Origin of the sequence: Quadrisphaera granulorum, from assembly GCF_003149145.1 — a bacterium.
In the GTDB taxonomy this organism is placed as follows: Bacteria; Actinomycetota; Actinomycetes; order Actinomycetales; family Quadrisphaeraceae; genus Quadrisphaera; species Quadrisphaera granulorum.
The window spans coordinates 19,617-45,132 of record NZ_QGDQ01000024.1 but is presented as its reverse complement, the minus strand read 5'-3'; the positions used below and the strand labels follow the sequence as shown (position 1 = coordinate 45,132).

Annotated in this window: 24 protein-coding genes; 13 read left to right on the top strand and 11 right to left on the bottom strand. The window is 71.8% G+C overall.

Features of this window, described 5'->3' with window-relative positions; genetic code table 11:
- Positions 1–39 precede the first annotated feature (39 nt).
- The 5 genes from qcrA to BXY45_RS17025 all read left to right on the top strand — a co-directional run bounded on the left by qcrA (position 40) and on the right by BXY45_RS17025 (position 6,220).
- Positions 40–1,104: a cytochrome bc1 complex Rieske iron-sulfur subunit gene (qcrA, locus tag BXY45_RS17045; protein WP_245961887.1), complete on the top strand. Its 1,065-nt coding sequence runs from the start codon at positions 40–42 to the stop codon at positions 1,102–1,104.
- Positions 1,101–2,777 carry a cytochrome bc1 complex cytochrome b subunit gene (qcrB, locus tag BXY45_RS17040; RefSeq protein WP_211319685.1) on the top strand — a complete coding sequence of 559 codons (1,677 nt, stop codon included), beginning with the start codon at positions 1,101–1,103 and terminating at the stop codon, positions 2,775–2,777. The genes qcrA and qcrB overlap by 4 nt, the downstream gene beginning before the upstream one ends.
- Before the next feature lie 132 nt (positions 2,778–2,909).
- Entirely contained in the window at positions 2,910–3,575 is a 666-nt protein-coding gene (locus tag BXY45_RS17035) for a hypothetical protein (RefSeq protein WP_109775722.1), read from the top strand.
- A gap of 9 nt (positions 3,576–3,584) precedes the next feature.
- Positions 3,585–5,567 (top strand): sensor histidine kinase, encoded by a 1,983-nt coding sequence (locus BXY45_RS17030; RefSeq protein ID WP_109775721.1) that lies wholly within the window; start codon positions 3,585–3,587, stop codon positions 5,565–5,567.
- Positions 5,564–6,220 (top strand): response regulator transcription factor, encoded by a 657-nt coding sequence (locus tag BXY45_RS17025; RefSeq protein WP_109775720.1) that lies wholly within the window; start codon positions 5,564–5,566, stop codon positions 6,218–6,220. Before BXY45_RS17030 ends, BXY45_RS17025 begins: the two co-directional genes overlap by 4 nt.
- An 18-nt stretch (positions 6,221–6,238) precedes the next feature.
- Here the strand turns inward: BXY45_RS17025 and BXY45_RS23900 are convergent, their stop codons facing one another.
- From BXY45_RS23900 to BXY45_RS16980, 9 genes are all read right to left on the bottom strand, one after another.
- Complete coding sequence (locus BXY45_RS23900; RefSeq protein WP_211319684.1) at positions 6,239–7,534, bottom strand: helix-turn-helix transcriptional regulator; 1,296 nt, start codon at positions 7,532–7,534, stop codon at positions 6,239–6,241.
- 4 nt (positions 7,535–7,538) lie between these two features.
- The gene (locus BXY45_RS17015) at positions 7,539–8,237 is read right to left on the bottom strand and encodes a hypothetical protein (protein ID WP_146211247.1); all 699 of its coding nucleotides are present in this window, start codon (positions 8,235–8,237) and stop codon (positions 7,539–7,541) included.
- Between the two features lie 112 nt (positions 8,238–8,349).
- Positions 8,350–8,748: a cytochrome c oxidase subunit 4 gene (locus BXY45_RS17010; RefSeq protein WP_109775718.1), complete on the bottom strand. Its 399-nt coding sequence runs from the start codon at positions 8,746–8,748 to the stop codon at positions 8,350–8,352.
- Positions 8,749–8,754: 6 nt separating this feature from the next.
- Positions 8,755–10,413: an aa3-type cytochrome oxidase subunit I gene (gene ctaD, locus BXY45_RS17005; protein WP_342799576.1), complete on the bottom strand. Its 1,659-nt coding sequence runs from the start codon at positions 10,411–10,413 to the stop codon at positions 8,755–8,757.
- Positions 10,414–10,481: 68 nt separating this feature from the next.
- Positions 10,482–11,354 carry an aa3-type cytochrome oxidase subunit II gene (gene ctaC, locus BXY45_RS17000; protein WP_428842825.1) on the bottom strand — a complete coding sequence of 291 codons (873 nt, stop codon included), beginning with the start codon at positions 11,352–11,354 and terminating at the stop codon, positions 10,482–10,484.
- A 218-nt stretch (positions 11,355–11,572) separates the two neighbouring features.
- Complete coding sequence (gene aat / locus BXY45_RS16995; RefSeq protein ID WP_109775715.1) at positions 11,573–12,244, bottom strand: leucyl/phenylalanyl-tRNA--protein transferase; 672 nt, start codon at positions 12,242–12,244, stop codon at positions 11,573–11,575.
- 55 nt (positions 12,245–12,299) lie between these two features.
- Positions 12,300–12,662, bottom strand: coding sequence for an iron-sulfur cluster insertion protein ErpA (gene erpA / locus BXY45_RS16990; RefSeq protein WP_211319690.1), 363 nt, complete (start codon positions 12,660–12,662; stop codon positions 12,300–12,302).
- Positions 12,663–12,763: 101 nt separating this feature from the next.
- The gene (locus BXY45_RS16985; protein ID WP_109775713.1) at positions 12,764–13,930 is read right to left on the bottom strand and encodes a glycerate kinase; all 1,167 of its coding nucleotides are present in this window, start codon (positions 13,928–13,930) and stop codon (positions 12,764–12,766) included.
- A gap of 12 nt (positions 13,931–13,942) precedes the next feature.
- Positions 13,943–15,346: a M20/M25/M40 family metallo-hydrolase gene (locus tag BXY45_RS16980; protein WP_109775712.1), complete on the bottom strand. Its 1,404-nt coding sequence runs from the start codon at positions 15,344–15,346 to the stop codon at positions 13,943–13,945.
- A gap of 170 nt (positions 15,347–15,516) precedes the next feature.
- Here BXY45_RS16980 and BXY45_RS16975 point away from each other — a divergent pair, with 170 nt between their 5' ends.
- Both BXY45_RS16975 and BXY45_RS16970 read left to right on the top strand, forming a co-directional pair.
- On the top strand, positions 15,517–16,431 hold the full coding sequence (locus tag BXY45_RS16975) for a cation diffusion facilitator family transporter (protein ID WP_109775711.1): 915 nt from the start codon (positions 15,517–15,519) through the stop codon (positions 16,429–16,431).
- Between the two features lie 14 nt (positions 16,432–16,445).
- Positions 16,446–17,057 (top strand): DUF3043 domain-containing protein, encoded by a 612-nt coding sequence (locus tag BXY45_RS16970; RefSeq protein WP_170131570.1) that lies wholly within the window; start codon positions 16,446–16,448, stop codon positions 17,055–17,057.
- 11 nt (positions 17,058–17,068) lie between these two features.
- Here the strand turns inward: BXY45_RS16970 and BXY45_RS16965 are convergent, their stop codons facing one another.
- Positions 17,069–17,311 carry a hypothetical protein gene (locus BXY45_RS16965; protein ID WP_109775709.1) on the bottom strand — a complete coding sequence of 81 codons (243 nt, stop codon included), beginning with the start codon at positions 17,309–17,311 and terminating at the stop codon, positions 17,069–17,071.
- A gap of 37 nt (positions 17,312–17,348) precedes the next feature.
- On the opposite strand from BXY45_RS16965, the gene BXY45_RS16960 reads away from it, so the two are divergent.
- Genes BXY45_RS16960 through BXY45_RS16945 form a run of 4 tightly spaced genes read left to right on the top strand, consistent with a single transcriptional unit; the run spans position 17,349 to position 21,878 of the window.
- Positions 17,349–17,993: a hypothetical protein gene (locus BXY45_RS16960; RefSeq protein WP_109775708.1), complete on the top strand. Its 645-nt coding sequence runs from the start codon at positions 17,349–17,351 to the stop codon at positions 17,991–17,993.
- Positions 17,990–19,657, top strand: coding sequence for an ABC-F family ATP-binding cassette domain-containing protein (locus BXY45_RS16955; protein WP_109775707.1), 1,668 nt, complete (start codon positions 17,990–17,992; stop codon positions 19,655–19,657). The genes BXY45_RS16960 and BXY45_RS16955 overlap by 4 nt, the downstream gene beginning before the upstream one ends.
- A complete protein-coding gene (locus BXY45_RS16950; protein ID WP_109775706.1) occupies positions 19,654–20,367 on the top strand; it encodes a M50 family metallopeptidase in 714 nt (237 codons plus the stop codon). Before BXY45_RS16955 ends, BXY45_RS16950 begins: the two co-directional genes overlap by 4 nt.
- Positions 20,368–20,378: 11 nt before the next feature.
- Entirely contained in the window at positions 20,379–21,878 is a 1,500-nt protein-coding gene (locus BXY45_RS16945; protein WP_245961885.1) for a leucyl aminopeptidase, read from the top strand.
- Positions 21,879–21,887: 9 nt separating this feature from the next.
- Here the strand turns inward: BXY45_RS16945 and BXY45_RS16940 are convergent, their stop codons facing one another.
- Positions 21,888–22,238 (bottom strand): thioredoxin domain-containing protein, encoded by a 351-nt coding sequence (locus tag BXY45_RS16940; RefSeq protein WP_109775704.1) that lies wholly within the window; start codon positions 22,236–22,238, stop codon positions 21,888–21,890.
- A 95-nt stretch (positions 22,239–22,333) separates the two neighbouring features.
- On the opposite strand from BXY45_RS16940, the gene lpdA reads away from it, so the two are divergent.
- Together lpdA and sucB are read left to right on the top strand one after the other, a co-directional pair.
- Entirely contained in the window at positions 22,334–23,710 is a 1,377-nt protein-coding gene (gene lpdA, locus BXY45_RS16935; protein ID WP_109775703.1) for a dihydrolipoyl dehydrogenase, read from the top strand.
- A gap of 22 nt (positions 23,711–23,732) precedes the next feature.
- Positions 23,733–25,508, top strand: a complete 1,776-nt coding sequence (gene sucB, locus BXY45_RS16930; RefSeq protein ID WP_109775702.1) for a 2-oxoglutarate dehydrogenase, E2 component, dihydrolipoamide succinyltransferase — start codon at positions 23,733–23,735, stop codon at positions 25,506–25,508.
- The last annotated feature ends 8 nt before the right edge of the window (positions 25,509–25,516 follow it).

The window sequence follows — 25,516 nt, the reverse complement described above, 5'->3', positions numbered from 1 at the left end:
GCCCACCACCACCATCACGCACACCCCGGAGGACCGGCCGTGAAGGACTCGCCCACCACGGGGCACGCCGCCGTGCACAGTCACGGCGGCGGCACCGATCTTGCCGCTCCCGAGGGCACCGACCTCGAGAACCGCTTCGCCAACCCTGGCCTGCCGGCCCACCGGTTCCGCGTCACGGACACCGACCCGAAGGCGGCGCGCAGCGCTGAGCGCCAGGTCTCGACGATCTTCCTGCTCTCCGCAGTGGGCACGGTCGTCTTCCTGGTTGGCTACTTCGCCCTCCCCATCGAGGAGGACAAGAGCTTCGAGCGGCTGCTGCTCTCGACGCTGGTCCTCGGTCTCGGTCTGGGCTTCGCGATCTTCTGCATCGGCATCGGTCTCGTGCACTGGGCTAAGACACTCATGCCCGACCACGAGCAGATCGAGCTCCGGCACGACATTGCCGGCACCGAGGACGACCGCCGCGACGCGGCGAACATCATCCTCGACGGCGTCGAGGAGAGCGGCGTCATGCGCCGCACGGTGATCCGCAACTCGCTCATCGGCGCCCTCGGCATCCTCCCGATCCCCGCGGTGGTGCTCTTCCGCGACCTCGGCCCCCTGCCGGGCGAGGTGCTCCGCCACTCCCTGTGGGAGAACGGCGTCCGGCTCACCCGTGACCCCGACGGCACGCCCATCCGCGCCGCCGACGTCACGTACGGCTCGGTCTTCCACGTCATCCCCGACGGCATGGAGGACTCCGCCCACCCGATCGAGGAGAAGGCAAAGGCGGCCGTGCTCCTCATCCGTATCCAGCCCGAGAAGGTCCAGGCTGCCCCGGAGCGGGACGGCTGGGACTACGACGGCATCTACGCCTACTCCAAGATCTGCACGCACGTCGGCTGCCCCGTCGCTCTCTACGAGCAGCAGACACACCACCTTCTCTGCCCGTGCCACCAGTCGACCTTTGACCTGACGCAGCACTGCAAGGTGATCTTCGGCCCGGCCAAGCGGCCGCTGCCGCAACTTCCGATCACGGTGGACAACGAGGGGTACCTCGTCGCGCAACGCGACTTCCCGTACCCGCCCGGTCCGAGCTACTGGGAGCGAGGCGAATCAGAGTGAGCTCGATCCTCACCGACAAGAGGACGGCGACGCTCGCCGGCTACGTCGACGACCGCGTCGGCGCGTCGAAGATCGTCAAGACTTTTGCGCGAAAGATCTTCCCGGACCACTGGTCCTTCATGCTGGGCGAGGTCTGCCTCTACACGTTCGTCGTCCTGCTCATCTCCGGGACGTTCTTGACGTTCTGGTACACGCCGAGCATGGCGCTGACCACCTACGAGGGCAGCTACCCCGCGCTTGTGGGGCAGACGGTCTCCGAGGCGTACGCCACGACGCTGCACATCAGCTTCGACATCCGCGGCGGACTGCTGATCCGGCAGATCCACCACTGGGCTGCGCTGCTGTTCGTCGCGGCGATCCTCGCCCACATGGCGCGCATCTTCGTGACCGGCGCGTTCCGCAAGCCGCGCGAGCTGAACTGGGTGGTGGGCTGCGTGCTCGCCATCCTGGCCCTGGCTGCCGGCTTCACCGGTTACTCGCTCCCTGACGACCTGCTCTCCGGCAACGGTCTGCGGATCATCTCGGGCGTCATCCAGGCCATCCCGGTGGTCGGCACGTACATGGCGTTCTTCATCTTCGGCGGGGAGTTCCCCGGCGAGGTGATCATCCCGCGGCTGTTCATCATGCACGTGATGCTCATCCCGGCCGCCCTGCTGGCGATGATCGGCATCCACCTCGGGATGCTCGTCATGCACAAGCACATGCAGTTCCCCGGCCCGGGCCGCACCAACAACAACGTCGTGGGCTACCCGGTGCTGCCGGTGTACGCCGCGAAGGCCGGTGGCTTCTTCTTCATCGTCTTCGGCGTCGTCGTCCTCATGGCGGCCACCGTGACGATCAACCCGATCTGGAACTACGGGCCCTACGACCCTTCCCCGATCGGCGCCGGCACTCAGCCCGACTGGTACATCCTGTTCGTCGACGGCGCCCTGCGGCTCATGCCGGGCTGGCTCGGACCGGTCCCGACGGAGTTCTCCACGTTCGGCTACGTCTGGTCGCTGAACATCCTCCTGCCGGGCGCAGTGGTCCCGGGAATCATGATCATGGGGCTGTTCGCCTACCCCTGGATCGAGCAGTGGCTGACCGGTGACACCCGCGAGCACCACCTGCTCGACCGTCCCCGGAACAAGCCGACCCGCACCGGTCTGGGCGTCGCGGCGCTCGTCTTCTACGTGGTCATGGCGCTCGCCGCCACGAACGACCTCGTGGCGACGCACTTCCACATCTCCATCAACGACATGACGTACGTGCTCCGCACGCTGTTCTTCGTGGGCCCGCCGATCGCCTTCTGGGTGACCAAGCGGATCTGCCTGGGGCTGCAGCGTCGTGACCGTGAGCTCGCGCTCCACGGCCGCGAGAGCGGGCGCATCGTCCGCACCGCGGACGGTGAGTACTTCGAGGTGCACGAGCCCCTCGACGTCTACGAGCGGTGGAACCTCGTGCAGCACGAGGACGAGGTCGTGGTGCCGCTGCCCCAGGGGCGTGCCACGACGCTCGACAAGCTGCGGGCGCGTCTGTCGGCCTTCTTCTTCGAAGACCGCATCGCCCCCGTCACACCTGCCGAGCTCGAGGCCGCTCATGCTCACGGGGGCCACGGCGAGGTCGAGTCCGGTCACGACGTGCCCGCCGTCGGCGCCACGGGTCACGGCACCGGGTCGAGCCACGGCCACTGAGGTCCTTCACGCGTCGGTGTACTGAACGCCGCTGGCGCACTCCGCCGAGGGGCGGGTTCCGGAGAAGTCCGGGACCCGCCCCTCGCCGCGTCCCCCTGGTCCCTGGGATGCCGGGAATCGCACCGTGGGGTCATGACCCGCACCAGCGTCCCCACCCCCGTTCCGCTCCAACGGACCGGCGGATGGCTGCTCATCGCCTCGCTGCCCGCCTTCGTGCTCGTGCCCGTCGTGAACGTCGCCGTGCTCTCCGGCGCCGGGATCGGGCCGTTCAGCGACATCACACGTGACCAGATGAACCAGCTCGGGAACCAGTGGGCCCTCGTGGTGCTGACGGTCCTGCTGGCGATGGTGATCGGGAACGCGGGCGTGTCCGTCGTGGCGCTCACACTGCGCGACCCCCGAGGCGGCCCCCGAGGCGCCCGCCAGCCCGTCCTCGCCGCAGCGGCGGCGGTGCTCGCCGTGGCCGGCGGCGTGGTCGACGCCGTCCTCCGCATCGCCGCGGCAGGGTTCGACGGGGCGCGGCTCGGTGACGACGGGCTCTTCCGGGCCGCCGAGCTCGCGAGCAATGTCGCTTTCTCTGCCTCGGCGGCCGCGATCGTCCTGCTCGCGGCCGCATTTTCCGTGACGGGTATCCACCGGACCACGGGCACCGTCGTCGGGGCACTCGGCACCGTGGTCCTCCTCGTCAGCGTCGTCGCCTACGCGTTCGTGCCGCCGTTCGTGCTGGCGCTCCTGTGGCTTCCGCTCGGTGTCGTCTGGCTCTTGGGGACACAGCGCAGAGGCGGGGTCTCGCTCTAGGTTGGCCGCGTGCTCGCGGGGGTGGTGGCGATCCGTGCCCGGGTGCTCTCCGGTGCACTTGCGCTGCTCGCCCTGGTCTGCGCGGGCGCCGTCGTGGTGTCAGGGGTACGCACGCCGCCGACCAGGGCGCTGGACACCGTGCTCCTCGCCTTCGACCTGCTCCCCCTGACCGCGGCACTCCTCACGGGCTGGCTCCTGCTGCGGGCCCCACGGCACCCGGGGTTCACGGCCTATCTCGCGTTCGCCCTCGTCCTGTTCGTCCTCGGAACGACGCACCTTGCCGAGCGTGCGGTGACCGCCCTGTCGGGGCCACCGCGTCTCCTGGACGCCTTCACGGTCCTGTCCTGCTTCGGGTTCCTTGTGGTGGCCTACCTGTTCCCCGACGGTCGCTTCGTGCCCGGATGGAGCCGCTGGCTGATCGCCGGTTGGGGGGCGGCGGCCGCTCTCGCCCTCGCCTTCCCCTGGGACACCTTTCCCCCGGCCGCCCAGGTCCTCCTCGGCGTCCTGACGACTCCCCTCCTGCTGACCCTGGTCGGCACGCAGGTCCACCGCTACCGCGCGGTCTCCACACCGCTGGAGCGTCAGCAGACCACCTGGTTCCTCCTCGCCCTCACGCTGCAGGTGACCTGGTACCTCGCCGTCGTCGCCCTTCCGGTCCACACGATCGAGGCGCTGCCCGCTGCCGGTCGGACAGCCGTCGCCGCCTGCGGGGCTCTCGTCACGACGTCGCTCTGCGTGGCCATCGGCGGCGCCGTGCTGCGCCACCGCCTCTTCGACGTGGACCTCGTGGTCGGACGGGCCCTGGTGTACGGGGCCCTGACCGCCTTCACGGCCCTGAGCTGTGCCGTCGTCATCGGTGCCGCGGGCCTCGTCCAGCCCGCGGACACCCCGGCCGCGCTGGTCGTCGCCGCGACAGCCGTCACTGCCCTGGGTATGGGGCCACTGCGCCGAGCGGTGCAGCGGCGTGTCAACCGCTGGCTCTACGGGCTGCGTGACGAGCCCGCAGCCGCGCTCGGCCGTCTCGGGGAAGAACTGTCCGCGACGTCCGACCTCGATGGGGCCATGTCGCGGATCGCGTCGACGGTCCGGTCGGCGCTTCGCTCCCCGCGGGTGCGGGTCCAGGTCTTCCCCGAGGGCGCGCCGCCCCGCGAGGCCACCGCGGGAGCGCCAGCCACTGCGCTGGACCAGGCGGCCACCGTCGACATCCGTTCCGACGGCGCGCTGCTCGGCCGCATCGACGTCGCGCCGCGCCCGTGGGACCGGGTGAGCCCTCGCGACCTCGCCCTCGTCCAGCGCCTTGCGCGGCACGCCGCCGTCGCGATCCGGGCCGGGATCGTCACCGAGGAGCTGCAGCGGTCCCGCGCGGAGCTCATCCTCACGAGAGAGGAGGAGCGCCACCGTCTGCACCGCGACCTGCACGACGGTCTCGGACCCACCCTCGCCAGCCTCTCCCAGCGCATCGACCTCGCCCTACGCTCCCTTGCGTCAGACCCGGCCCGCACGCGGCACCTCCTCGACGGCGCCCGGGAAGGCATCGACGAGGCTCTCGCCGAGCTGCACGTCGTCGTCGAGTCGCTGCGCCCCGCCGCGCTCGACCGCCTGGGCCTCGTCGGCGCGATCGCCGCGGCGTGGTCATGCGATGAGCGGGTCAGGGTCGACGGGTTCACGCTGCCTCCTCTGGATCCGCAGGTCGAGCAGGCCGCCTACCGCATCGCGATGGAAGCGGTCAGCAACGCCGTCCGGCACGCCGACGCCACCCGGTGCGACGTGACCGTCTCCCTCGACCACGAGGACGACGGCGACGGCGACGGCGTGCTCGTCCTCGAGATCGTCGACGACGGCCACGGGATGCCCGCGTGCCCGGTGCCCGGCGCGGGCCTTCGCACCATGCGTGAGCGCACAGCCGAGCTCGGCGGGAAACTCACCACCGACAGTGACCGCACTGGTGTACGGATCGTCGCCCGGCTGCCGGTCACTGGAGGTGCCGCATGAGCCACGTGCGCGTGCTGCTCGCCGACGACCACCCCTTCTACCGGGAGGGGGTACGGGCGATGCTCGCGTCGGAAGACCACGGCATCCGGCTCGTGGCCGAGGCGGCCACCGGCGAGGAAGCCGTGGCACTGGCCGCGCGAGAGGCACCGGACGTGGTCCTCATGGACCTGACGATGCCCGGCATCGGAGGGCTGGAAGCGACCCGGCGGATCGTCACGCGCCAACCGGCGACCGCCGTGCTCGTGCTGACGATGCACGACGACGCCTCGGTCTTCCTGGCTCTGCGGGCAGGGGCGCGGGGGTACCTGCTCAAGCACGCGGGGGTGGAGGAGCTGACGCGCGCGATCGTCTCCGTAGCGAAGGGCGAGGCCATCTTCAGCCCGGCGGCCGCCCGGAGGCTTACCGAGCACTTCGTCCGCGTCCCCGGCCGCACGCACGCCCCAGACGCCTTCCCGGACCTCACCGGGCGCGAACGCCAGGTACTCGCCCTGCTCGCCTCAGACCTGGGCACAGTGGACATCGCTCGACGGCTCGGGCTCACCGAGAAGACGGTCTACAACTACGTCGCGACAGTTCTCGCGAAGCTGCGCGTGCGTGATCGCGAGGAGGCTGCGGCACGGGCTCGCGAGGCCGGCCTCGGAGAGCTGCCCTGACACTGAAGGGGCCATCGCTCACCCTGCGGCCGCGCTGCGACGCCGAGCGAGCTCGGCCGCCCGCTCCTTGTCGGGGACGCCAAGCTTGGTGAGCACGATGGACACGTAGTTGGCCACGGTCTTGGTGGAGACGCCCAGACGAGCCGCGATGGCTGCGTTCGGCAGGCCACGGGTGATCCCGGCGAGCACTTGGCGCTCACGGTCGGTGAGCTCGGGGAAGGCGCTGGCGAGCCGGGCGCTGTGGAGTGCCGGCGCTGCGGCGGCAGCCAGCGCGTCGAGGAGGCGCAGGTCGGCGGCGGCGAGCGCGGACTCGGCGGGGCGCGGCCAGAGCGTCAACGTGGCGACGGGGACGCCGAGAAAGCGCACGACGTGCTCGACCCCACCCTGCACGCTCTCCCCCGGTCTGCCTGCGACAGCCCACGCGTCGACCTGGCCCGAGCGGCGCAGCACGACGGCCTCGGCTCCAATCGCGGCGCGGATCGCTTCCACGGCCCGGTGCGGGATCTCCACCGGGTCGACAGCGTCCTGGAGCCGACGAGCCAGCTCGTGAACCGCCCGGTGCTCCTCCTCCCGCCCGCGGAAGACGACCCTGCGCGCGAGCCGCTGGGCGGCTGGCACGACCCAGAGGCTCGCGACCACAGCAGTCCCCGCCGCCGCGACGGCGGCCCAGGGCACCTCCAGCCACGTCATGAGGATCGCGAGAGAGCCTGCGAAGAGCAGGCCCAAGCCGGATCCCACGAGCACCAGCGTCACCCAGACGGCGAGCAGCCTGTCGACGAGGTCGTTCGGCGGCAGGAGAAGACCCGCGAGGAAGCCCGCTGCGGGCACGAGGAACAGGACCTCCTGCACTCCGACCAGCACCGGCGGCGGATCGCTAACCGGGCCACCGGTGACGGCGACCGCGACCACGTCCACGGTGAGGAAGAAGGTCACCACCACCAGGACGGCCAGGAGCGGCCAGCGCACTGCCTCACGCTCGGCCGCGCTGGACCGTCGCCAGTACCGGTACCCCTGTCCCCCCACCGTCAGGAGCAGCAGGAGGGGAACCACTGGCAACGGCCACCACACGCGCGCCGAGACGTCGGGGCCGGCGACCTGGGCACCCGCGAACAGCAGCGTCAGGCAGCCTGCCACCGCGAGCGTCCACCGCGGCACGGGCCGCCCCGTGGGATAGCAGGAGAGGAGAAAGCTCAGAGCGGCGACGAACACGACCGTCGCCGGACTCCCCTCTCGCTCGTCAGCGCCCAGCCAGACGATGTCGGCGAGGTGCGCGAGCGCCATGACGACGGTCACCGCGACCATCCGCGTCCGCACGTGGCTACGGTGCCACGGGAAGCGTCGGCGTCGATGACGCTGCCCCAACGCGCTCGAGCCTCCGGGCGCGGAGCAGGAGGGCGGCGCCCAGGACGAGCAGCGCCACGATGCTCGAGGGGATGCCGCCCACGTTCGCCACCCATCCAGCCAAAGGCACGAGGCCCCCCAGCACCACGACGGCGACCGCCGTCGGCAGGCCGAGCGTCCCGGTCTTGACGGCTCGGACCGCGAAGGCGAACCGCCAGGCGCAGAGCACCACCGCCGTCGCGGTCGCCGCCGTCGTCAGCAGGACGTCGGTCGACTGCAGGGCTGCTCGCGCGACCGAAGGGTCGGTGGTGACCTCGTCGATCGCGGTCGCGTTGAAGCCGCGGCGAGCGATGTTGGTCATCCCGGCGAGGAACCACCCCGTCACTCCCACCACGGTCGCAGAGTGCGCTGCCCGACTCCAGGCGGCATCGGTGCCTGTCGCGTCTTGCCACACGAGCGCGGTCGCGGCGCTGAAGAAGACCAGGTAGGCGAGCCCGATCACGGTGAAGGTGGTGGCACCCGCCACCCCGAACCAGTAGTTGCTCGCGGCCTCGCCAGGCGTGGGGAACTCCGGCTCGTCGAGCACGGGGCCGATCCCCAGGACGAGGAACTGCAGGAGGTGGGCAAAGGCGGCGGTCAGCGCGGACCACCCGGTGAGGCGCAGCAACGTGAGCATGGCCACAGGGAAGCGGAATACCTTCCCGGGTCGTTCGGGAAATCGCCTCACGACGCCGAAGGGCCCCGGAGCAGTTGCTCCGGGGCCCTTCGGGAAAAGCTGTGACGCATCCTCAGTGGGCGTGGGCCCCGCGGTAGAACTCGAAGAGCCACCCCACGAGGCAGACCAGCGCGAGGAGGCCGCCGAGCAGCGACAGCCACCACCCCACGGCGAGTCCGCAGACGACCAGCGAGATGCACAGGCTGATGGCCAGCGGCCACCAGGAGTGCGGCGGGAACACGCCCTGCTCGCCGGCGCCGTCGGCGATCTCACCGAAGACGTCGTCCTCGGGGCGCGGGTCGATGCGCCGCGAGGTCAGCCACAGGTAGGCGCCCATGAGGCTGGCCATCCCGCCCGTCAGGAACAGACAGACGGTGCCAACAGTCTCCCAGCTCGACAGGACGCCGTAGACGACGGCCAGCGGCAGGAAGAAGAACGCACCGCCGCCGAAGGTCCAGAACTCGGTCTTCACGGATGCTCACTTCCCCCGGAGGTCGGGCTCGCCGACCAGCTTGTCGAGCAGGTTCTGGTCCGGCGTGGCGCGGTCAGCCGCGGCCACTTCCGGGTGGTGCAGGTCGAACGCCGGCGACTCGCTGCGGATGCGCGGCAGCGACGTGAAGTTGTGGCGCGGCACCGGGCAAGCGGTGGCCCACTCCAGGGAACGGCCGAAGCCCCACGGGTCGTCGACCTCGACCTTCGGGGACCGCACGGCCTTGTACACCGCCAGGATGAAGGGGATGAAGGACGCCGCGAGGATGAAGGACGCGATGGTGGAGAGCTGGTTCATCCACGTGAACTGGTCGGTGGCGGAGTAGTCCGCGTAGCGACGCGGGAAGCCGCGCACGCCCAGCCAGTGCTGGATGAGGAACGTGCCGTGGAAGCCCACGAACAGCAACCAGAAGTGCCACTTGCCGAGCGTCTCGTCCAGCATGCGACCGGTCCACTTCGGCCACCAGAAGTAGAAGCCGGCGAACATCGCGAACACCACCGTGCCGAACACCACGTAGTGGAAGTGCGCCACCACGAAGTAGCTGTCCGAGATGATGAAGTCGAGCGGGGGGCTCGACAGGATGATGCCGGTCAGGCCACCGAAGAGGAACGTGATGAGGAAGCCGATCGACCACAGCATCGGCGTCTCGAAGGTGATCGACCCGCTCCACATGGTGCCGATCCAGTTGACGAACTTCACGCCCGTCGGCACCGCGATGAGCATCGTGGTGAAGGCGAAGAACGGCAGCAGCACCGCACCCGTCACGTACATGTGGTGGGCCCACACGGCCACGGACAGACCGGCGATCGCGATGGTCGCGTAGACCAACGACTTGTAGCCGAAGAGCGGCTTGCGACTGAAGACCGGCAGGATCTCGCTGATGATGCCGAAGAACGGCAACGCGATGATGTAGACCTCGGGGTGCCCGAAGAACCAGAACAGGTGCTGCCACAGGATGGCGCCGCCGTTCTCGGGGTTGAACACCTGGGCCTGGAAGATGCGGTCTGCCGCGAGGGCGAAGAGTGCCGCCGCGAGGGCCGGGAAAGCCATGATCACCAGGACGCTCGTGATGAGCACCGTCCAGGTGAACAGCGACATGCGCCACATGGTCATGCCGGGCGCGCGCATGCAGATGATCGTGGTGATGAAGTTGACGGCCCCCAGGATGGTGCCGAAGCCGCTCATCGCCAGGCCGAGCACCCACAGGTCACCGCCGATGCCGGGGGTGAAGGAGTCGTCCGAGAGCGGGCTGTAGGCGAACCAGCCGAAGCTCGCCGCACCCGACGGCGCCAGGAAGCCCGCCATGACGATGAGCGAACCGAAGAGGAACAGCCAGAACGACAGCATGTTCAGGCGCGGGAACGCCACGTCCGGCGAGCCGATCTGCAGCGGCATGATCGCATTAGCGAAACCCGCGAACAGTGGTGTCGCGAAGAGCAGGAGCATCACCGTGCCGTGCATGGTGAACAACTGGTTGTACTGCTCGCCCGTCTTGACCACCTGCAGGCCGGGCTCGAAGAGCTCGGCGCGGATGAGCAGCGCCATGACGCCACCCAGCAGGAAGAAGATGAAACTGGCGATCATGTACATCGCACCGATGACCTTGTGGTCGGTGCTGGTGATCCACTTGACGACGATGCGGCCCATCGCCTCGCGATCGCTGATCGCTCGCGACCGCGAGGCCCCGGCGGCGCCACCGGCCTCGTAGTAGGTGGTCATCCGTTGGCTCCCTCGGAGTCGGTCTCTGCCTGGCCCTCGCCGGGGACGGAGTGCGCCGGGCCGATGTCGGGGCTCAGCTCGCCCACGTTGCCAGCGGCTCGCAGATCTTCCATGTGCTGGTCGTAGTCCGCCTGGGACACGACCTTCACCTTGAAGATCATGCGGCTGTGGCCCTCGCCGCACAGCTCGGCGCAGCGGCCGATGTAGTCGCCCGTCTTGGTAGGCGTAATGGCCATGTAGTTCGTGTGCCCCGGGATGACGTCCTTCTTGTAGGAGAACGCCGGGACGTAGAAGTCGTGGATGACGTCACGCGCGGTGAGCTTCAGCTCGATCTTCTTGTCGACCGGGAGGTACAGCGTGGGGATGGTTCCCGGGACGTCGAAGTCGAGACCGTCGGGGGTCTGCGCGGCCTGGATGCCGGTGTCGTAGACGCCCGAGTCGGTGTAGTTGAAGTCCCACGCCCACCGCTTGCCCACGACCTCGATGTTGACCTCGGGCTCCTGGTAGCGGTTCTCGAGGATGTGCTGGTCACGGGCGGTGAAGTAGAACAGCACCGCCACCATGAACAGCGGCATGATCGTGAAGAGCATCTCGACCGGCACGTTGTAGCGGAGCTGGGCCGGAAGGCCCGCCTCGCCCTTGCGGCGCCGGAACTTCACGATGGCGTAAAGCATCACGCCCCACGTGATGACCCCGACGACGAGCGCCGCGATCCACGAACCCACCCAGAGGTGCTCCGAAAGGGCGGTTGTCGTGGTGGCGCCTTCCGTCTCGGGAGGCAACCACCCACGCTTGACATCATCATTGACGGCTGCTGTACAGCCGGAAGTAAGGGCGGTCGCTGCCAGAGCGACGACGCCCCAGGCCACGGAGGCCCGGCGGGTCCCGGTCGGTCCGGAACGGTGCTGCTGCGACACGTGCGCTCCTGCTCGTCTGGCGGCCCCGGCGCTCGTGTCGCCGAAGGGCGCCGCGGCGGAGGACCCGGATCGCTGGCACAGTACCCCGCCGGGACCCTCCACCACCCTCCTGGGGGCACGCCGCGCCGGAGCTGTGATCTCCCCCACCCGGAGTAACGCCGGTGACGAGATCACCACACCGGTGGAGGTGCCTCGAGTGCTCTCCGGAGCGCCTTCGCGTAGTCCGCGCGTGACAGTTCGACAACACCCAGGCTGGCCAGGTGCGACGTGCTCCACTGCACGTCCAGGAGCCGACGCGGGTCGCCGTCGGCATGAAGGACCGACACCAGCCGCACCAGCGCGACCTTCGAGGCGTCGGTGGCTCGCGAGAACATCGACTCGCCGGCGAACAGACCCGAGACCGACACGCCGTAGAGCCCGCCGACCAGTCGCTCCCCGGGTGCGCCGTCCCACACCTCCACGGAGTGCGCCCACCCCAGGCGGTGCAGCCGGCCGTAGGCGGCGGCCACCTCGGGGGTGATCCACCGGTGAGGCCGGGACGGATCGGCGCAGCCCTCGACGACATCGTCGAAGGCGGTGTCCACCGTGGTCTCGTACCGGCGCACCGACCGCCGCAGCGACTTCGAGACCCGTAGACCGTCGAGCGGCAGCACGCCCCGCGGGTCCGGGCTCCACCAGCCGATGGGGCCGGCCCCTCCCCCGCCCACCCCCATGGGGAACAGGCCCACGCGGTAGGCCGCCAGGAGGGTGCCGGGTTCCAGGTCTCCGCCGGTGCCAGCGACCTCGCCCACGGCCTCCCCGGCAGCGGCCGCCGCCTCCAGACGCGCGAGAGCCGCCGCCAACCCCGTGGCGTACGGGGACGGCGGCGGCTCTCGCAGGTTCAGGGAAGGAGCGGGCTCAGTGGAACGAGTCGCCGCAGGCGCAGCTGCTCTGCGCGTTGGGGTTGTCGATGGTGAACCCCTGCTTCTCGATCGAGTCGGCGAAGTCGATGACGGCGCCCTCGAGGTAGGGACGGCTCATCTTGTCGACGATGACCTCGACGCCGTCGAAGTCACGGGCGGCGTCTCCGTCGAGGAAGCGCTCGTCGAAGTACAGCTGGTAGATCAGGCCCGAGCAGCCGCCGGGCTGCACGGCGACGCGCAGGCGCAAGTCATCACGGCCCTCCTGCTCGAGCAGGCTGCGCACCTTGTCAGCGGCGACGTCGGTCAGCTCGACGCCGTGCTCCTTGGTGGTAGGCGTGTCAGCACGTGAATCTGCCAGGTCGGTCACTGGTCCTCCTCGGCACAGGGGCTCGTCTCGGCGAGTATGCGGTCTGCAACGCGGGGCGCGGCACCACTGTTCCCGCCAGTCTTCCAGCCAGGCTACGCCCACTGAGCAGCTGCCTCGGCCGTCGCGGCGGCCAGCGCAGGGCCGGGAGAGGCCAGCGAGCGTTCCAGCTCACCCGGATGGTGGGCCGCGTCCTCGACGACGGCGTGGACCAGCGCCAGGCCTGCGCCGACTGCTTGCGCGACGTCGAGACGGACCTGCCCGGCGACCGCGACCACCGGCGTCCCCGTGCGGACGCCGAGCCGGGCGACCTCCGCCACGACCTTCCCGTGCAGTGACTGCCAGTCGAGGCTCCCCTCCCCGGTGAGGACGACGTCGGCGCGCGCGACCCGGTCCGCCAGCCCGACGGCCTGCGCCACCGCCCGAGCACCCGCCTCACGGTGGCCACCCAGCACGAGCAGCCCGTACCCCAGGCCGCCGGCCGCCCCAGCGCCCGGCGCGCGCGCCACCCCGGTGGTGACGGGCTCGACCTCCTCGACGGCGTCGCGCCACGCCGCGAGCGCCTCCTCCAGCAGCGCGACGTCCGCTGGGGAGGCGCCCTTCTGTGGCCCGAAGCCGTGCGCGGCGCCGTGGGGCCCGAGCAGGGGGACGTCGACGTCGGTGGCCGCGACGAGGTCGACCTCGGCCCAGGCCGCGCGCAGCGCCGGGAGCCAGGACAGATGCTCGGCGCGCACGGAGCGGACGGCCCCTCCCCCGCTGGTGAGGAACGGCTCGTCGGCGCGGGCGAGCGCCGCGAGCGCCCCCGCTCCCCCGTCGGTGGTGGCGCTGCCGCCCAGGCCCACGAGCACGCGCCGCGGGCCCGAGGGAGGCAGTCCTGCCCGGGCGGCCGCCAGCAGCGCCCCCACACCGACGGTGGTTGCGCCGAGGGCGTCACGCTCGGCGACGGGCACGGCGACGGGCAGCAGCGCCGTGCCGCAGGCCAGCGCGGACTCGACGGCCGCCGTCGCCGTCGTGCCGTCGAGGAACAGGACGGGGGCGGTCACCGGGGCGCCGAGCGGGCCGGTGGTGGGGACCTCGACGCGCCGGGAGGCGGGCGCGGCGGCCTCGAGCACGTCGAGGAAGCCGGGCCCGCCGTCGGACATCGGGCACAGGTCCACGTCGTCGCCGGGACGGGTGTGCAACCAGCCCTCCGCCATCGCCGCGGCGGCCTCGGGGGCGGTGAGGGTGCCCGTGAAGCCGTCCGGGGCGACGAGCACCCTCACGTCAGCCCTTCTTCAGCGCAGGGCAGCGAGCGAGTCGAGCAGCAGCGCCTCCGCGAGCAGGGCCCGCTCGAAGACCGCCAGCGAGAGCGACTCGTCCTGGCCGTGGGCGCGGGTGTCCGGGTCCTCCACGCCGGTGACGAGCACCGTCGCGCCGGGGAAGGCCTCGACGAGCTCGGCGATGAAGGGGATCGACCCGCCGACGCCGGCGTGCACGACGTCGTCCGCCGAGGCCAGGCCCCAGGCGCGGGCCAGGGCGGCGCGGGCAGCGTCGTAGACGGGTCCGTCGACGTCGCCGGCGAACGGCTGACCTGACTCGTCGAGCTCCACCTCGACGTGCGCGCCGAGCGGGGCGGTGGCGAGAAGGTGGTCACGCAGCAGCTCGTAGGCCTTCGCGGGTGCCAGCCCCGGCGGCACGCGCAGGGACAGGCGGGCGCGGGAGGTGGGCGCGAGGGTGTTGGAGGCCTGGGCGAGGGGCGTGACGTCCATTCCGATGACGGTGATGGCGGCGCGGTGCCACAGCCGCTGCGCGAGCGGACCCGAGCCGAGCAGCGCGACGCCGTCGAGGACGCCCGCGTCGGTGCGGAACCGCTCCTCGGTCACCTCGGGCAGCCCCGTGGGTTCAGGGCCGTCGGTGGGGCGCAGCCCGGGAACGGCGATGGCGCCGTCGTCGTCGCGAAGACGGTCCAGCAACCGGACCAGCGCGGTGGTCGCGTCGAGCGCCGGACCGCCGTACATCCCGGAGTGCACCGCGTGGTCGAGGGTCCGCACGGTGACGGTGGCGTCGACGAGGCCCCGCAGGCTCGTGGTGAGGGAAGGGGTGTCGACGGACCAGTTGTCGGAATCGGCGACGACGATGACGTCGGCGGCCAGCGCGTCGCGGTGCTCGGCCAGGAACGCGGAGAACGACGGCGAGCCGACCTCCTCCTCCCCTTCGACGAAGACGACGATGCCGACGCCCTCGTCCGGGCCCCAGGTCGGCAGGAGCGCGCGCAGGGCCCCGACGTGCACGAGCACGCCGGCCTTGTCGTCCGCGGCGCCGCGGGCGAACAGGCGGCCATCCCGCTCGACAGGCTCGAAGGCCGGCGTGGTCCAGCCGTCAGGGGTGCCGGGCGGCTGGACGTCGTGGTGGGCGTAGAGCAGCACGGTCGGCGCACCGGCGGGCGCGGGACGGCGACCGACGACGGCGGGCATGCCGGGCGAGCCGTCGGGGCGGGCGGACGTGAGGACGCGGACGTCGTCGAGACCGGCCGAGTGCAGCAGGTCGACCACGGCGTCGGCGCTGCGGCGCACCTCGTCGGGGGAGGTGGCCGAGACGCTGGGGATCCTCACGAGGGCCTCGAGGTCCGCGCGAGCGCCCGGCAGGGCGGCGCGGACGGCGTCTTCCACAGTCTTGCTGCTGGTCTCGCTGCTGGTCATGTCTCCGGACGGTACGACCGGAGCTCTTCGACGCGCGGACCGGGTCACCGCACGGCAGGCTCTGCGGGTGCCCGAGGAACCCGAGAAGCGCGCGGGAGGGGAGAGCACCGTCACGGTGCTCTCCCCTCGGCGCGAACCTTCTCGTCGCCCTCGCCAAGGGTGTCGCGGCGGTGCTCACCGGGTCGGCCTCGATGGCCGCGGAGACGGCGCACTCCTTCGCCGACACGCTGAACCAGGTCTTCCTGCTCATCGCGCTGCGCGGCAGCGCGAAGCCCGCCGACCGCGCCCACCCGTTCGGCTACGGCCGGGTCCGGTACTTCTGGGCGCTGCTGGCGGCAGGGTCGATCTTCGTCACCGGGGCGCTGTACTCCGCTTTCGAGGGCGTCCACGCGCTCACCTCCGGGGAGCACGACATCGCCTCGCCGCTGGTCAACTACGTGGTGCTAGGGGTCGCGTTCGTCCTGGAGGGCGCCTCCCTGGTCCGCGGACTGCAGCAGACCCGCGACGAAGCCCGCCAGCACCGGCAGAGCTTCCGGGGGTTCCTGCGCACCAGCGACGACCCCACGGCGACCACGGTGGTCTTCGAGGACTCGGCCGCCCTCATCGGGTTGCTGCTCGCGGCAGCCGGCAACGTCCTCCACCAGGTCACCGGGCATGCCTTCTGGGACGGCATCGCCTCGCTCGCCATCGCCGTGGTGCTCGCGGCCGTGGCGCTGCGCCTCGGGTTGACGAACAAGCGGCTGCTCACCGACGTCCAGGCCGACCCGCGCCTCGTGCGCGCCGTGCTCCGGCACCTCGGTGACGAGCCCGAGGTCGACGCCGTCGTCGACCTCCTCACCCTGCAGCTCGGAACCGACGCCGTCCTCGTGTGTGCCCGCCTCGACCTCGCCGACGGCCTCACCTCCGCGGAGGTCGAACGGGCCATGGTGCGGATCGGCGGCGGTGTCGAGGAAGCCTTCCCCGACGTCGCGGAGGTGTTCCTGGAGCCGGTCCCGCGTCACGACGACGACGTCCGCCAGCGCGTCCGTTCGCGGTACGGCGATCGGCTGGCCGAGTACATGGTCCGGGAGGCCAGCCGTCCTTGACCTACTCTTGGGGTGTGTTCGGACGGACGAAGGAGCCCCCCACCCCGGCAACTCCCTCTGGGGGGCCCGCTGGTCCGTCGGGGAGTCAGCCGGGTCAGGGCAAGGGCAGGCCGACACCCACGCGCGCCGAGCGCGAGGCGGCCAACCGCCGTCCCCTGGTGCCGACGGACCGCAAAGCCGCCAGCGCCAGCTCCAAGGAGGCGATGCGCGACGAACGCCGCCGCGTGCAGCAGGGCCGCATCAACGGTGAGGAGAAGTACCTCACCCTGCGCGACCGCGGCCCCGTCAAGCGGTACGTCCGCGACATCGTCGACTCGCGCCGCAACCTCGGGGAGTACTTCCTCCCCTTCGTGCTCGTGCTGCTGCTGGTCCAGCTGGGCGTGAGTAGCACCCGCAACAACACCCTCTTCTTCGCCTCGTACGCGCTGCTGTACGTCGGGCTCATCGCCGTCGTCGTCGACTCGCTCTTCCTGCGCCGGCGGGTGCGCCGGCTGGTCGAGGCGAAGTTCGGCGCCGAGGCGCTGGTCCGCACCGGCGTGGTCGGCTACGCCGTGATGCGCGCCCTGCAGCTGCGCCGCAGCCGCATCCCCAAGCCACAGGTCACCCGGGGCCAGCAGATCGGCTGAGTTTCTCGGCGTTACTCGGCGGGGCGCAGGGGCATCGGCCCGTAGACGCGTCCGTTGTCACGCAGCAGGACGGCGCCCTCAGCGCCTCCCGCCAGCAGCGGCCGCCAGTTCAGGCCGACCCACGTCTCGGCGTCGGCCTGGGCCCCGAAACCGCCCTCGGGCTGCTCGACACCCGATGGTGACACCGGGCTGCCCTCGGCGTCCTCGAAGGACCACGTCCACCGGCTCGGGGCGGCGATCGATGCGGCGCTCATGGGAGCCACGCTAGGTCGCCCTGCGAGGATGGCGCGCGTGGGGCTAGGAGGCGGGCCGAGCGAGGCCGACGACTACGAGTGGATCGACCTCGCGGTGCTGCGCGCCCGCTGGCCCCGCCGAACCACGCCGGTCACCCCTGGTCCGGCGCCGGCAGCGAAGCCAGCACCGGATCCGTTGGCCGACGCGCTCTGTGCCCTGCTCACCGACCGGCCGCTGTGGCTCTCGCTGCCCATCCGCCGCGTGCTCCTGGTCGACCTCGACAATCTGCGCGCCGGCCCGGCGCGCTGGCGTGCGCGGATGGCGGCCGTCGTGACGCTCGCGCGCCAGGCCGACACCGCCCACCTGGCGGGGCAGGCCGGCGCCGTGGAGAGGGCTCGGCCTCACCTGGCGGAGTTCGCCGAGCAGGCGATCCCGGTGGCCGACGGCTCCGACGTCGCCGACTACGTGCTCCTGGAAGCTGCCGCCGCGGACGCCCGCGCCGCGCTGGAGGCCGGGGAAGACGGCCCGCAGGTGCTGGTCGTCAGTAACGACGGCATCTTCGCGACGCTCGCCGAGACCGGACCGCTGCTCGTGCTCTCCCCCGGGGTCGACGCGCTGTCGGACCGCCTCGACGACGCCGCCACCGACATCCTCGACCTGTCGGGCATCGAAGCCGACGTCGCCTCTGAGCTTCCAGCGTGAGCGCCACGCTCGTCGCCCGGGGCCTGGCCGCCGGGCACGCCGACCGCACGCTGTTCAGCGGCCTGGACCTCGTGGTCGCCCCCGGTGACGTCGTCGGGCTGGTCGGAGCGAACGGAGCGGGCAAGTCGACGCTGCTGAGGCTGCTGGCCGGCGTGGACACGGCGGGGGCTGATGAGGCAACCGCGGGCACGGTGTCGCTGTCACCGCCGGGGGCCGCCGTGGGCTGGCTACCGCAGGAGGTGGACCGGCGCCCCGGCGAGACCGTGGCCGCGCTCCTGGCGCGCCGCACCGGCGTCGCCGCGGCACAGGAGCAGCTCGACGCGTCGCTCGCGGCACTGGAGCAGGGAGAGGCCGGCTCCGAGGACGCCTACTCGGAGGCCTTCGAACGCTGGATGGCCCTCGGCGCCGCCGACCTCGACGAGCGCGTGCCGGCCGTCTTCGCCGACCTCGGGCTCGGCGTCTCGGCGGACGCGCTCATGACGTCGCTGTCCGGCGGGCAGGCCGCGCGCGTCGGGCTGGCGGCGCTGCTGCTGTCTCGCTTCGACCTGCTGCTGCTCGACGAGCCCACCAACGACCTCGACCTCGCCGGGCTCGCACGGCTGGAGCGGTTCGTCGCCGAGCAACGCGCGGGCGTCGTCGTCGTCAGCCATGACCGCGAGTTCCTCACCCGCACCGTGACCACCGTCGTGGAGCTCGACCTGGCCCAGCAGCAGGTCGGCGTGTACGGCGGCGGGTACGAGGCCTACCTCGAGGAGCGGGCCGTGGCCCGCCGGCACGCGCGCGAGGCGTACGAAGAGTTCGCCGACACCAAGGCCGGCCTGGAAGAACGCGCCCGCACGCAGCGCGCCTGGATGGACAAGGGCGTCAAGAACGCCGTCCGGAAAGCGAAAGACCCGGACAAGATCTCCAAGGCCTTCAAGCGGGAGTCCACCGAGAAGCAGGCCGCCAAGGCGCGCCAGACCGAGCGGCGCATCGAGCGGCTGGAGGTGGTGGAGGAGCCCCGCAAGGAGTGGGAGCTGCGGTACTCCATCGCCGCTGCCCCGCGGGGGTCGTCGGTGGCCGCGGTGCTGTCCGGCGCGGTGGTGCGCCGCGGGGGCTTCACGCTCGGACCGGTGAACGCCCAGGTGGACGCCGGCGACCGGATCGGCATCACCGGCCCCAACGGCGCCGGCAAGACGACGCTGCTGGCCGCCCTGCTGGGCCGCGCGGAGCTGGCGGCGGGCACGTCGTCGCTGGGGGCGAGTACGCAGGTGGGCGAGGTCGACCAGGCCCGCAGGTCGTTGGACGACGACGGACATCGCGGCGGCGCCCTGCTGGACGCTGTCCGCGCGCAACTTCCCGACGACCCGCCCCCAGCGGAGGTGCGCACGCTGCTCGCCAAGTTCGGCCTCAAGGGCGACGCGGCGCTGCGGCCCGCGGCCACGCTGTCACCGGGTGAGCGGACCCGCGCCGCCCTGGCTGTGCTGCAGGCACGCGGGGTCAACCTGCTCGTGCTCGACGAGCCCACCAACCACCTCGACCTGCCCGCCATCGAACAGCTCGAGGCAGCGCTGGAGGAGTACACCGGAACCCTGCTGCTCGTCAGCCACGACCGGCGCCTGCTGGAGGCCGTGCGCCTGACGCGGCGCTGGCACGTCGAGGCCGGTCAGCTGTCCGAGACGTGAGCTGGCTCTTCGAGGTCTGGGCACGCGCGACGGCGCTCGCACCACCGCTACCGCTGGCGACGGCGGTGGCCACGGGGATCATCGCCCTCGCGGTGGTGGTGTGGCGGCCGAGCTGGCGCGTGTGGCGTGCCGCACTCGTGCTTGCTCACGAGGGTGGGCACGGCCTCGTCGCGACAGTGGTCGGACGGAGGCTGCGCGGCATCCGGATGCACCCCGACGCCTCCGCGGTGACGGTGTCCGTGGGACCGGCGCGCGGGCTCGGCGTCGTCGCGGTGCTGCTCGCCGGGTATCCCGCGCCCGCGCTGGTGGGCCTGGGCGCCGCGGCTCTGCTGGCCGCGGGCCGCCCGGCGGCCGTGCTCTGGGCGGTGCTGCTCGCGCTGGCCCTGCTCGCGGTCCAGGTGCGCGGCTGGCGAGCCGTCGGCGCGCTCGCCGCGACGGCGCTGCCCACCGCGGCCGTCACCTGGTGGGCCAGCGCGACCGTGCTGCAGGTGGTGGCCGCGCTGCTCGCGTGGGGTCTGCTGCTCGGCGCGCCGCGCGGGGTGGCCGAGCTGGCGCGGTCCCGCCGCCGCGGACGCTCCTCCGGCAGCGACGCCGACCAGCTGGGCCGGCTGACGGGGGTACCCGCGGTGGTGTGGGTGAGCCTGTTCGCGCTGGTGACGGCGGGAGCCGCGGCATGGGGCGGCTCGCTGCTCCTCGGAGTCCGACGCTAGGTTGGGCTGGCGTGACCGACCTGCGCGCCTCGACCACCGCCCTCTACCGCGCGAAGGCCGACGCCCTCGTGCTGGCCGTCGCCCCCGGGCCGCGTCTGCTGGGCGCCGACGACCTGCCGCGACCGCTGCGCTCCACGCTCTCGCCCGAGGGGCTGAAAGCGCTCGGCGTGAGCGGCAAGGCCGACGAGGTGGTGCGCATCCCCACGGCCGAGGGTGGCCTGCGTGCCGCCGTCGTCGTCCTCACCGGCACCGGCCGCCTCACCGGTGACCTTCCGAGTGCTGAGCAACTGCGCCGTGCCGCTGGCGCGGCCACCCGGACGCTGGCCGGCCTCGGCTCGGCGGCGCTGGCCCTGCCCGCCGACGACGTCGAGAGCGCCGCGGCCGTCGCGGAGGGCGCCCTGCTCGGCGCGTACGCCTACCGCGCGCAGCGTGGACGCACGGCCGCCGACGCGAAGGCGCCGGTCGCGGAGCTGGAGCTGCTGACGCCGCTCGCCCGCGACAAGACCCTCGCCGCCCGCCTGGAGCGCGCGGCCGTGCTCGCCGACGCCGTCTCCACCGTGCGTGACCTCGTCAACGCCCCGCCGAACGAGCTCTACCCCGAGACGTTCGTCCAGGCGGCGCGCGACGCAGCGAAGGGCACCAAGGTCAAGATCACCGTGCTCGACGAGAAGGCGCTGGCCGCCGGCGGCTACGGCGGCATCCTCGGCGTCGGTCAGGGCTCGGAGCGCCCGCCGCGCCTGGTCCGGGTCGAGCACGCGCCCTCCAAGCCGAAGGCGCACCTGGCGCTCGTCGGCAAGGGCATCACGTTCGACTCCGGCGGCCTGTCCCTCAAGCCGCCGACCGGCATGGTCACCATGAAGTGCGACATGGCCGGCGCAGCCACGGTGCTGGCGGCCGTTGTCGCCGCGGCCCGGCTCGACCTGCCCGTGCGCGTCACCGGGTGGCTGGCGTTGGCGGAGAACATGCCGTCGGGCACCGCGCAGCGCCCGTCCGACGTGCTCACCACCTACGGCGGCCGGACCGTGGAGGTGCTCAACACCGACGCCGAGGGCCGCCTCGTCATGGCCGACGCGATCGTCGCCGCGGGCGAGGAGCAGCCCGACGCGATCGTCGACGTCGCCACCCTCACCGGCGCCCAGGTGGTGGCCCTCGGCTCCCGCGTCAGCGCCGTCATGGGTGACGACGCACTCCGCGCGGCGGTGCTGGCCGCCGCCGAGCGCGCCGGCGAGCAGTTCTGGCCGATGCCGCTGCCCGAGGAGCTGCGCGCTTCGCTCGACTCCCCCATCGCCGACATCGCCAACATCGGTGACCGCAACGGCGGCATGCTCGTGGCGGGCCTGTTCCTGCGGGAGTTCGTGCCCAACGGCGCCGACGGCACGCGGCTGCCGTGGGCGCACCTCGACATCGCCGGCCCTGCGTTCAACGAGCAGGGCCCCCACGGCTACACCGGCAAGGGCGGCACCGGCCACGCGCTACGCACGCTCCTGGCCCTCGCCGAAGACCTGGGCTGAAGACCTGGGCTAGAGGCCGCCGTCCTCGCGGCGCTTGCGGGCGGTCCACTCCCGCATGCGCTGCGGGTAGCCGGTGAGGTTCACGTCGTAGACGGGGATACCGGTGCGACGGGCGAAGGCCCGCGCAGTGGCGGGGTCCGGGACGCGACGGCGGGTCCACTCGCCGTCCTGCGCGACGAGCACGAGTGTGGTGGGTGTCACGTTGGTGGCGGGTTCGACGTACGCCTCCACGCCGGTGCGGGTCGCTGCGAACTCCGCAAGGTGGGCCGAATCGGGACCGGTCGGGCGGAACCCGCCGCCACCCCGTGACGACGCACGGGACGAGGAGCGCCCCAGGCCCAGGCGCGAGAGCAGACCCACGCGGCACACGGTAGTGGCGTCTGGGAGCATGACGGGGAGCGCGGCGCGGCAGAGATGCCGCCGTGCCGGCGACAGACGGTTCGAAGGAGGGTCTGGTGGCTGAGTCTGTGTACGACGTCGTCATCCTGGGTGGCGGCAGCGGCGGGTACGCAGCAGCCTTCCGCGCAGCGGAGCTAGGACTGAGCGTTGCCCTCGTCGAGAAGGACAAGCTCGGCGGGACCTGCCTCCACCGCGGCTGCATCCCCACCAAGGCGCTGCTGCACGCCGCCGAGGTGGCCGACGCAGCCCGCGAGAGCGAGCAGTTCGGCGTCAAGGCCACCTTCGAGGGCATCGACATGGCCGGCGTCAACAAGTACAAGGACGGCACCATCGGCCGCCTGTACAAGGGCCTGCAGGGCCTCGCGAAGGCCCACAAGCTCACGCTGGTCGAGGGCGAGGGCAAGCTCGTCGCCCGCAACACGGTGGAAGTCAACGGTGAGCGGTACACCGGCAAGAACGTCGTGCTGGCCACCGGCTCCTACTCGCGCTCCCTGCCCGGCCTGGAGATCGGCGGGCGCGTCATCACCAGCGAGCAGGCGCTCCAGCTCGACCACGTGCCGAGCAGTGTGATCATCCTCGGTGGCGGCGTCATCGGTGTGGAGTTCGCCAGCGCCTGGAAGTCCTTCGGCGCCGAGGTGACCATCGTCGAGGCGCTGCCCCGGCTCGTGCCCGTCGAGGACGAGGCCGCCAGCAAGGCCCTCGAGCGTGCCTTCCGCAAGCGGAAGATCGGCTTCAAGACCGGCGTGCGCTTCTCCGGCGTGACCCAGGACGACTCCGGCGTCACCGTCTCGCTGGAGTCCGGCGAGCAGCTCCAGGCCGACTACCTGCTCGTGGCTGTCGGCCGCGGCCCGGTGACCGCGGGCCTGGGCTACGAGGAGCAGGGCGTGAAGGTCGAGCGCGGGTTCGTCATCACCGACGAGCGCCTGCGCACCGGCGTGGAGGGCCTCTACGCCGTCGGAGACATCGTCCCCGGTCTGCAGCTGGCGCACCGCGGCTTCGCCCACGGGATGTTCGTGGCCGAGGAGATCGCGGGCCTCAACCCCGTCCCCATCGTCGACTCGGGCATCCCCCGCGTCACCTACTGCGACCCCGAGATCGCCTCCGTGGGCCTGTCGCAGAAGCAGGCCGAAGAGGCCTACGGCGCCGACCAGGTCGAGGCGCTCGAGTACAACCTCGCCGGCAACGGCAAGAGCCAGATCCTCGGCACCCAGGGCTTCGTCAAGCTCATCCGCCGCAAGGACGGCCCCATCGTCGGCTTCGTCGCTGTCGGCGCCCGCATGGGCGAGCAGGTGGGCGAAGCCCAGCTGATCGTCAACTGGGAGGCGTTCCCCGACGAGGTCGCGCAGCTCGTGCACGCCCACCCCACCCAGAACGAGTCGCTCGGCGAGGCGCACCTGGCGCTGGCCGGCAAGCCCCTCCACTCGCACGCCTGAGCCCTAGGGAGACACAGAACCCATGCCCTCCGTGGAGATGCCGGCGCTCGGCGAGAGCGTCACCGAAGGCACCGTCACCCGCTGGCTCAAGAACGTCGGCGACACCGTCGAGGTCGACGAGCCGCTGCTCGAGGTCTCGACCGACAAGGTCGACACCGAGATCCCCTCGCCCTTCGCGGGCACGCTGACCGAGATCCTCGTCGGCGAGGACGAGACCGCCGAGGTCGGCACGAAGCTCGCCGTCATCGGCGAGGCGTCCGAGGGTTCCTCGTCGGCACCGGCGGAAACCCCGAAGGCCGCAGAGCCCAAGGCTGAAGAGCCGAAGGCCGAGGCTCCGAAGACCGAGGCCCCCAAGGCTGAAGCTCCCAAGAGCTCCGGCGGGTCCTCGGGCGGCGGTTCCTCTCAGTCCGTCACCATGCCCGCCCTGGGCGAGTCCGTCACCGAGGGGACCGTGACCCGGTGGCTGAAGAGCGTCGGTGACACCGTCGAGGTCGACGAGCCGCTGCTCGAGGTCTCGACCGACAAGGTCGACACCGAGATTCCCTCGCCGTTTGCGGGCACGCTGCTGGAGATCCTCGTCGGCGAGGACGAGACCGCCGAGGTCGGCGCGAAGCTCGCCCTCGTCGGCAGCGGCTCCGCCAGCTCGGGCAGCTCCGGCAGTTCCGACGGGGAAGACTCCGCCGCCGGTTCGCTGGCGGACGAGGTCAGCGAGCGCGCCAAGGCCGAGGAGCAGTCGCTGAGCGACGCGGAGGCGCCCGAGTCAAAGCCGGCTCCGGCTCCGGAGACACCGACCAAGGCCAGCGGCAGCATCACGCCCCCGGCTGCTCCGAGCACCCCCAGCAGCAGCGCGCCGAAGGCGCCGGCCGACGTGTCGGCGTACGTCACTCCGCTCGTGCGCAAGCTCGCGGCCAGCGAGGGCGTCGACCTGTCCACCGTGACGGGCACCGGCGTCGGTGGGCGCATCCGGAAGGAGGACGTGCTCAAGGCAGCCGAGGCCGCCAAGGCGAAGGCCGCGCCGGCCGCAGCACCCGCGGCGCCGTCGTCGGCCCCCAAGGCCCCGCCGGCACCGAGCATCTCCGCCAAGCGCGGCACCACCGAGAAGATGAGCCGCCTGCGCAAGGTCATCGCGCAGCGCATGGTCGAGTCGCTGCAGGTCTCCGCGCAGCTCACCACCGTGGTCGAGGTCGATGTCACGCGCATCGCCAAGCTGCGTGAGCGCGCCAAGGACGCCTTCAAGGCCCGTGAGGGCGCCTCGCTGAGCTACCTGCCCTTCATCACCCTGGCCACGGTCGAGGCGCTGAAGCAGTACCCGCAGGTCAACGGCAGCATCGAGGGCGACTCGATCGTCTACCACCCGCAGGAGAACATCGGCATCGCCGTCGACACCGAGCGCGGCCTGCTCGTGCCCGTGGTCAAGGACGCCGGCGACCTCAACCTCGCCGGGATCGCCCGCAAGATCGGTGACCTCGCCAAGCGCACCCGGGACAACAAGGTGACGCCCGACGAGCTCGGGGGTGGCACGTTCACCATCACGAACACCGGCAGCCGCGGCGCCCTGTTCGACACGCCGATCATCAACCAGCCGCAGGTGGCCATCCTCGGCACCGGCGCTGTCGTCAAGCGGCCCGCCGTCGTGACCGGTCCTGACGGTGACGATGTCATCGCGGTCCGCTCGATGATGTACCTGGCGTTGTCCTACGACCACCGCCTGGTCGACGGCGCTGACGCTGCCCGCTTCCTCGTGGCGGTCAAGACCCGCCTGGAGGAGGGCGCGTTCGAGGCCGAGCTCGGCCTGTGAGGATCGTC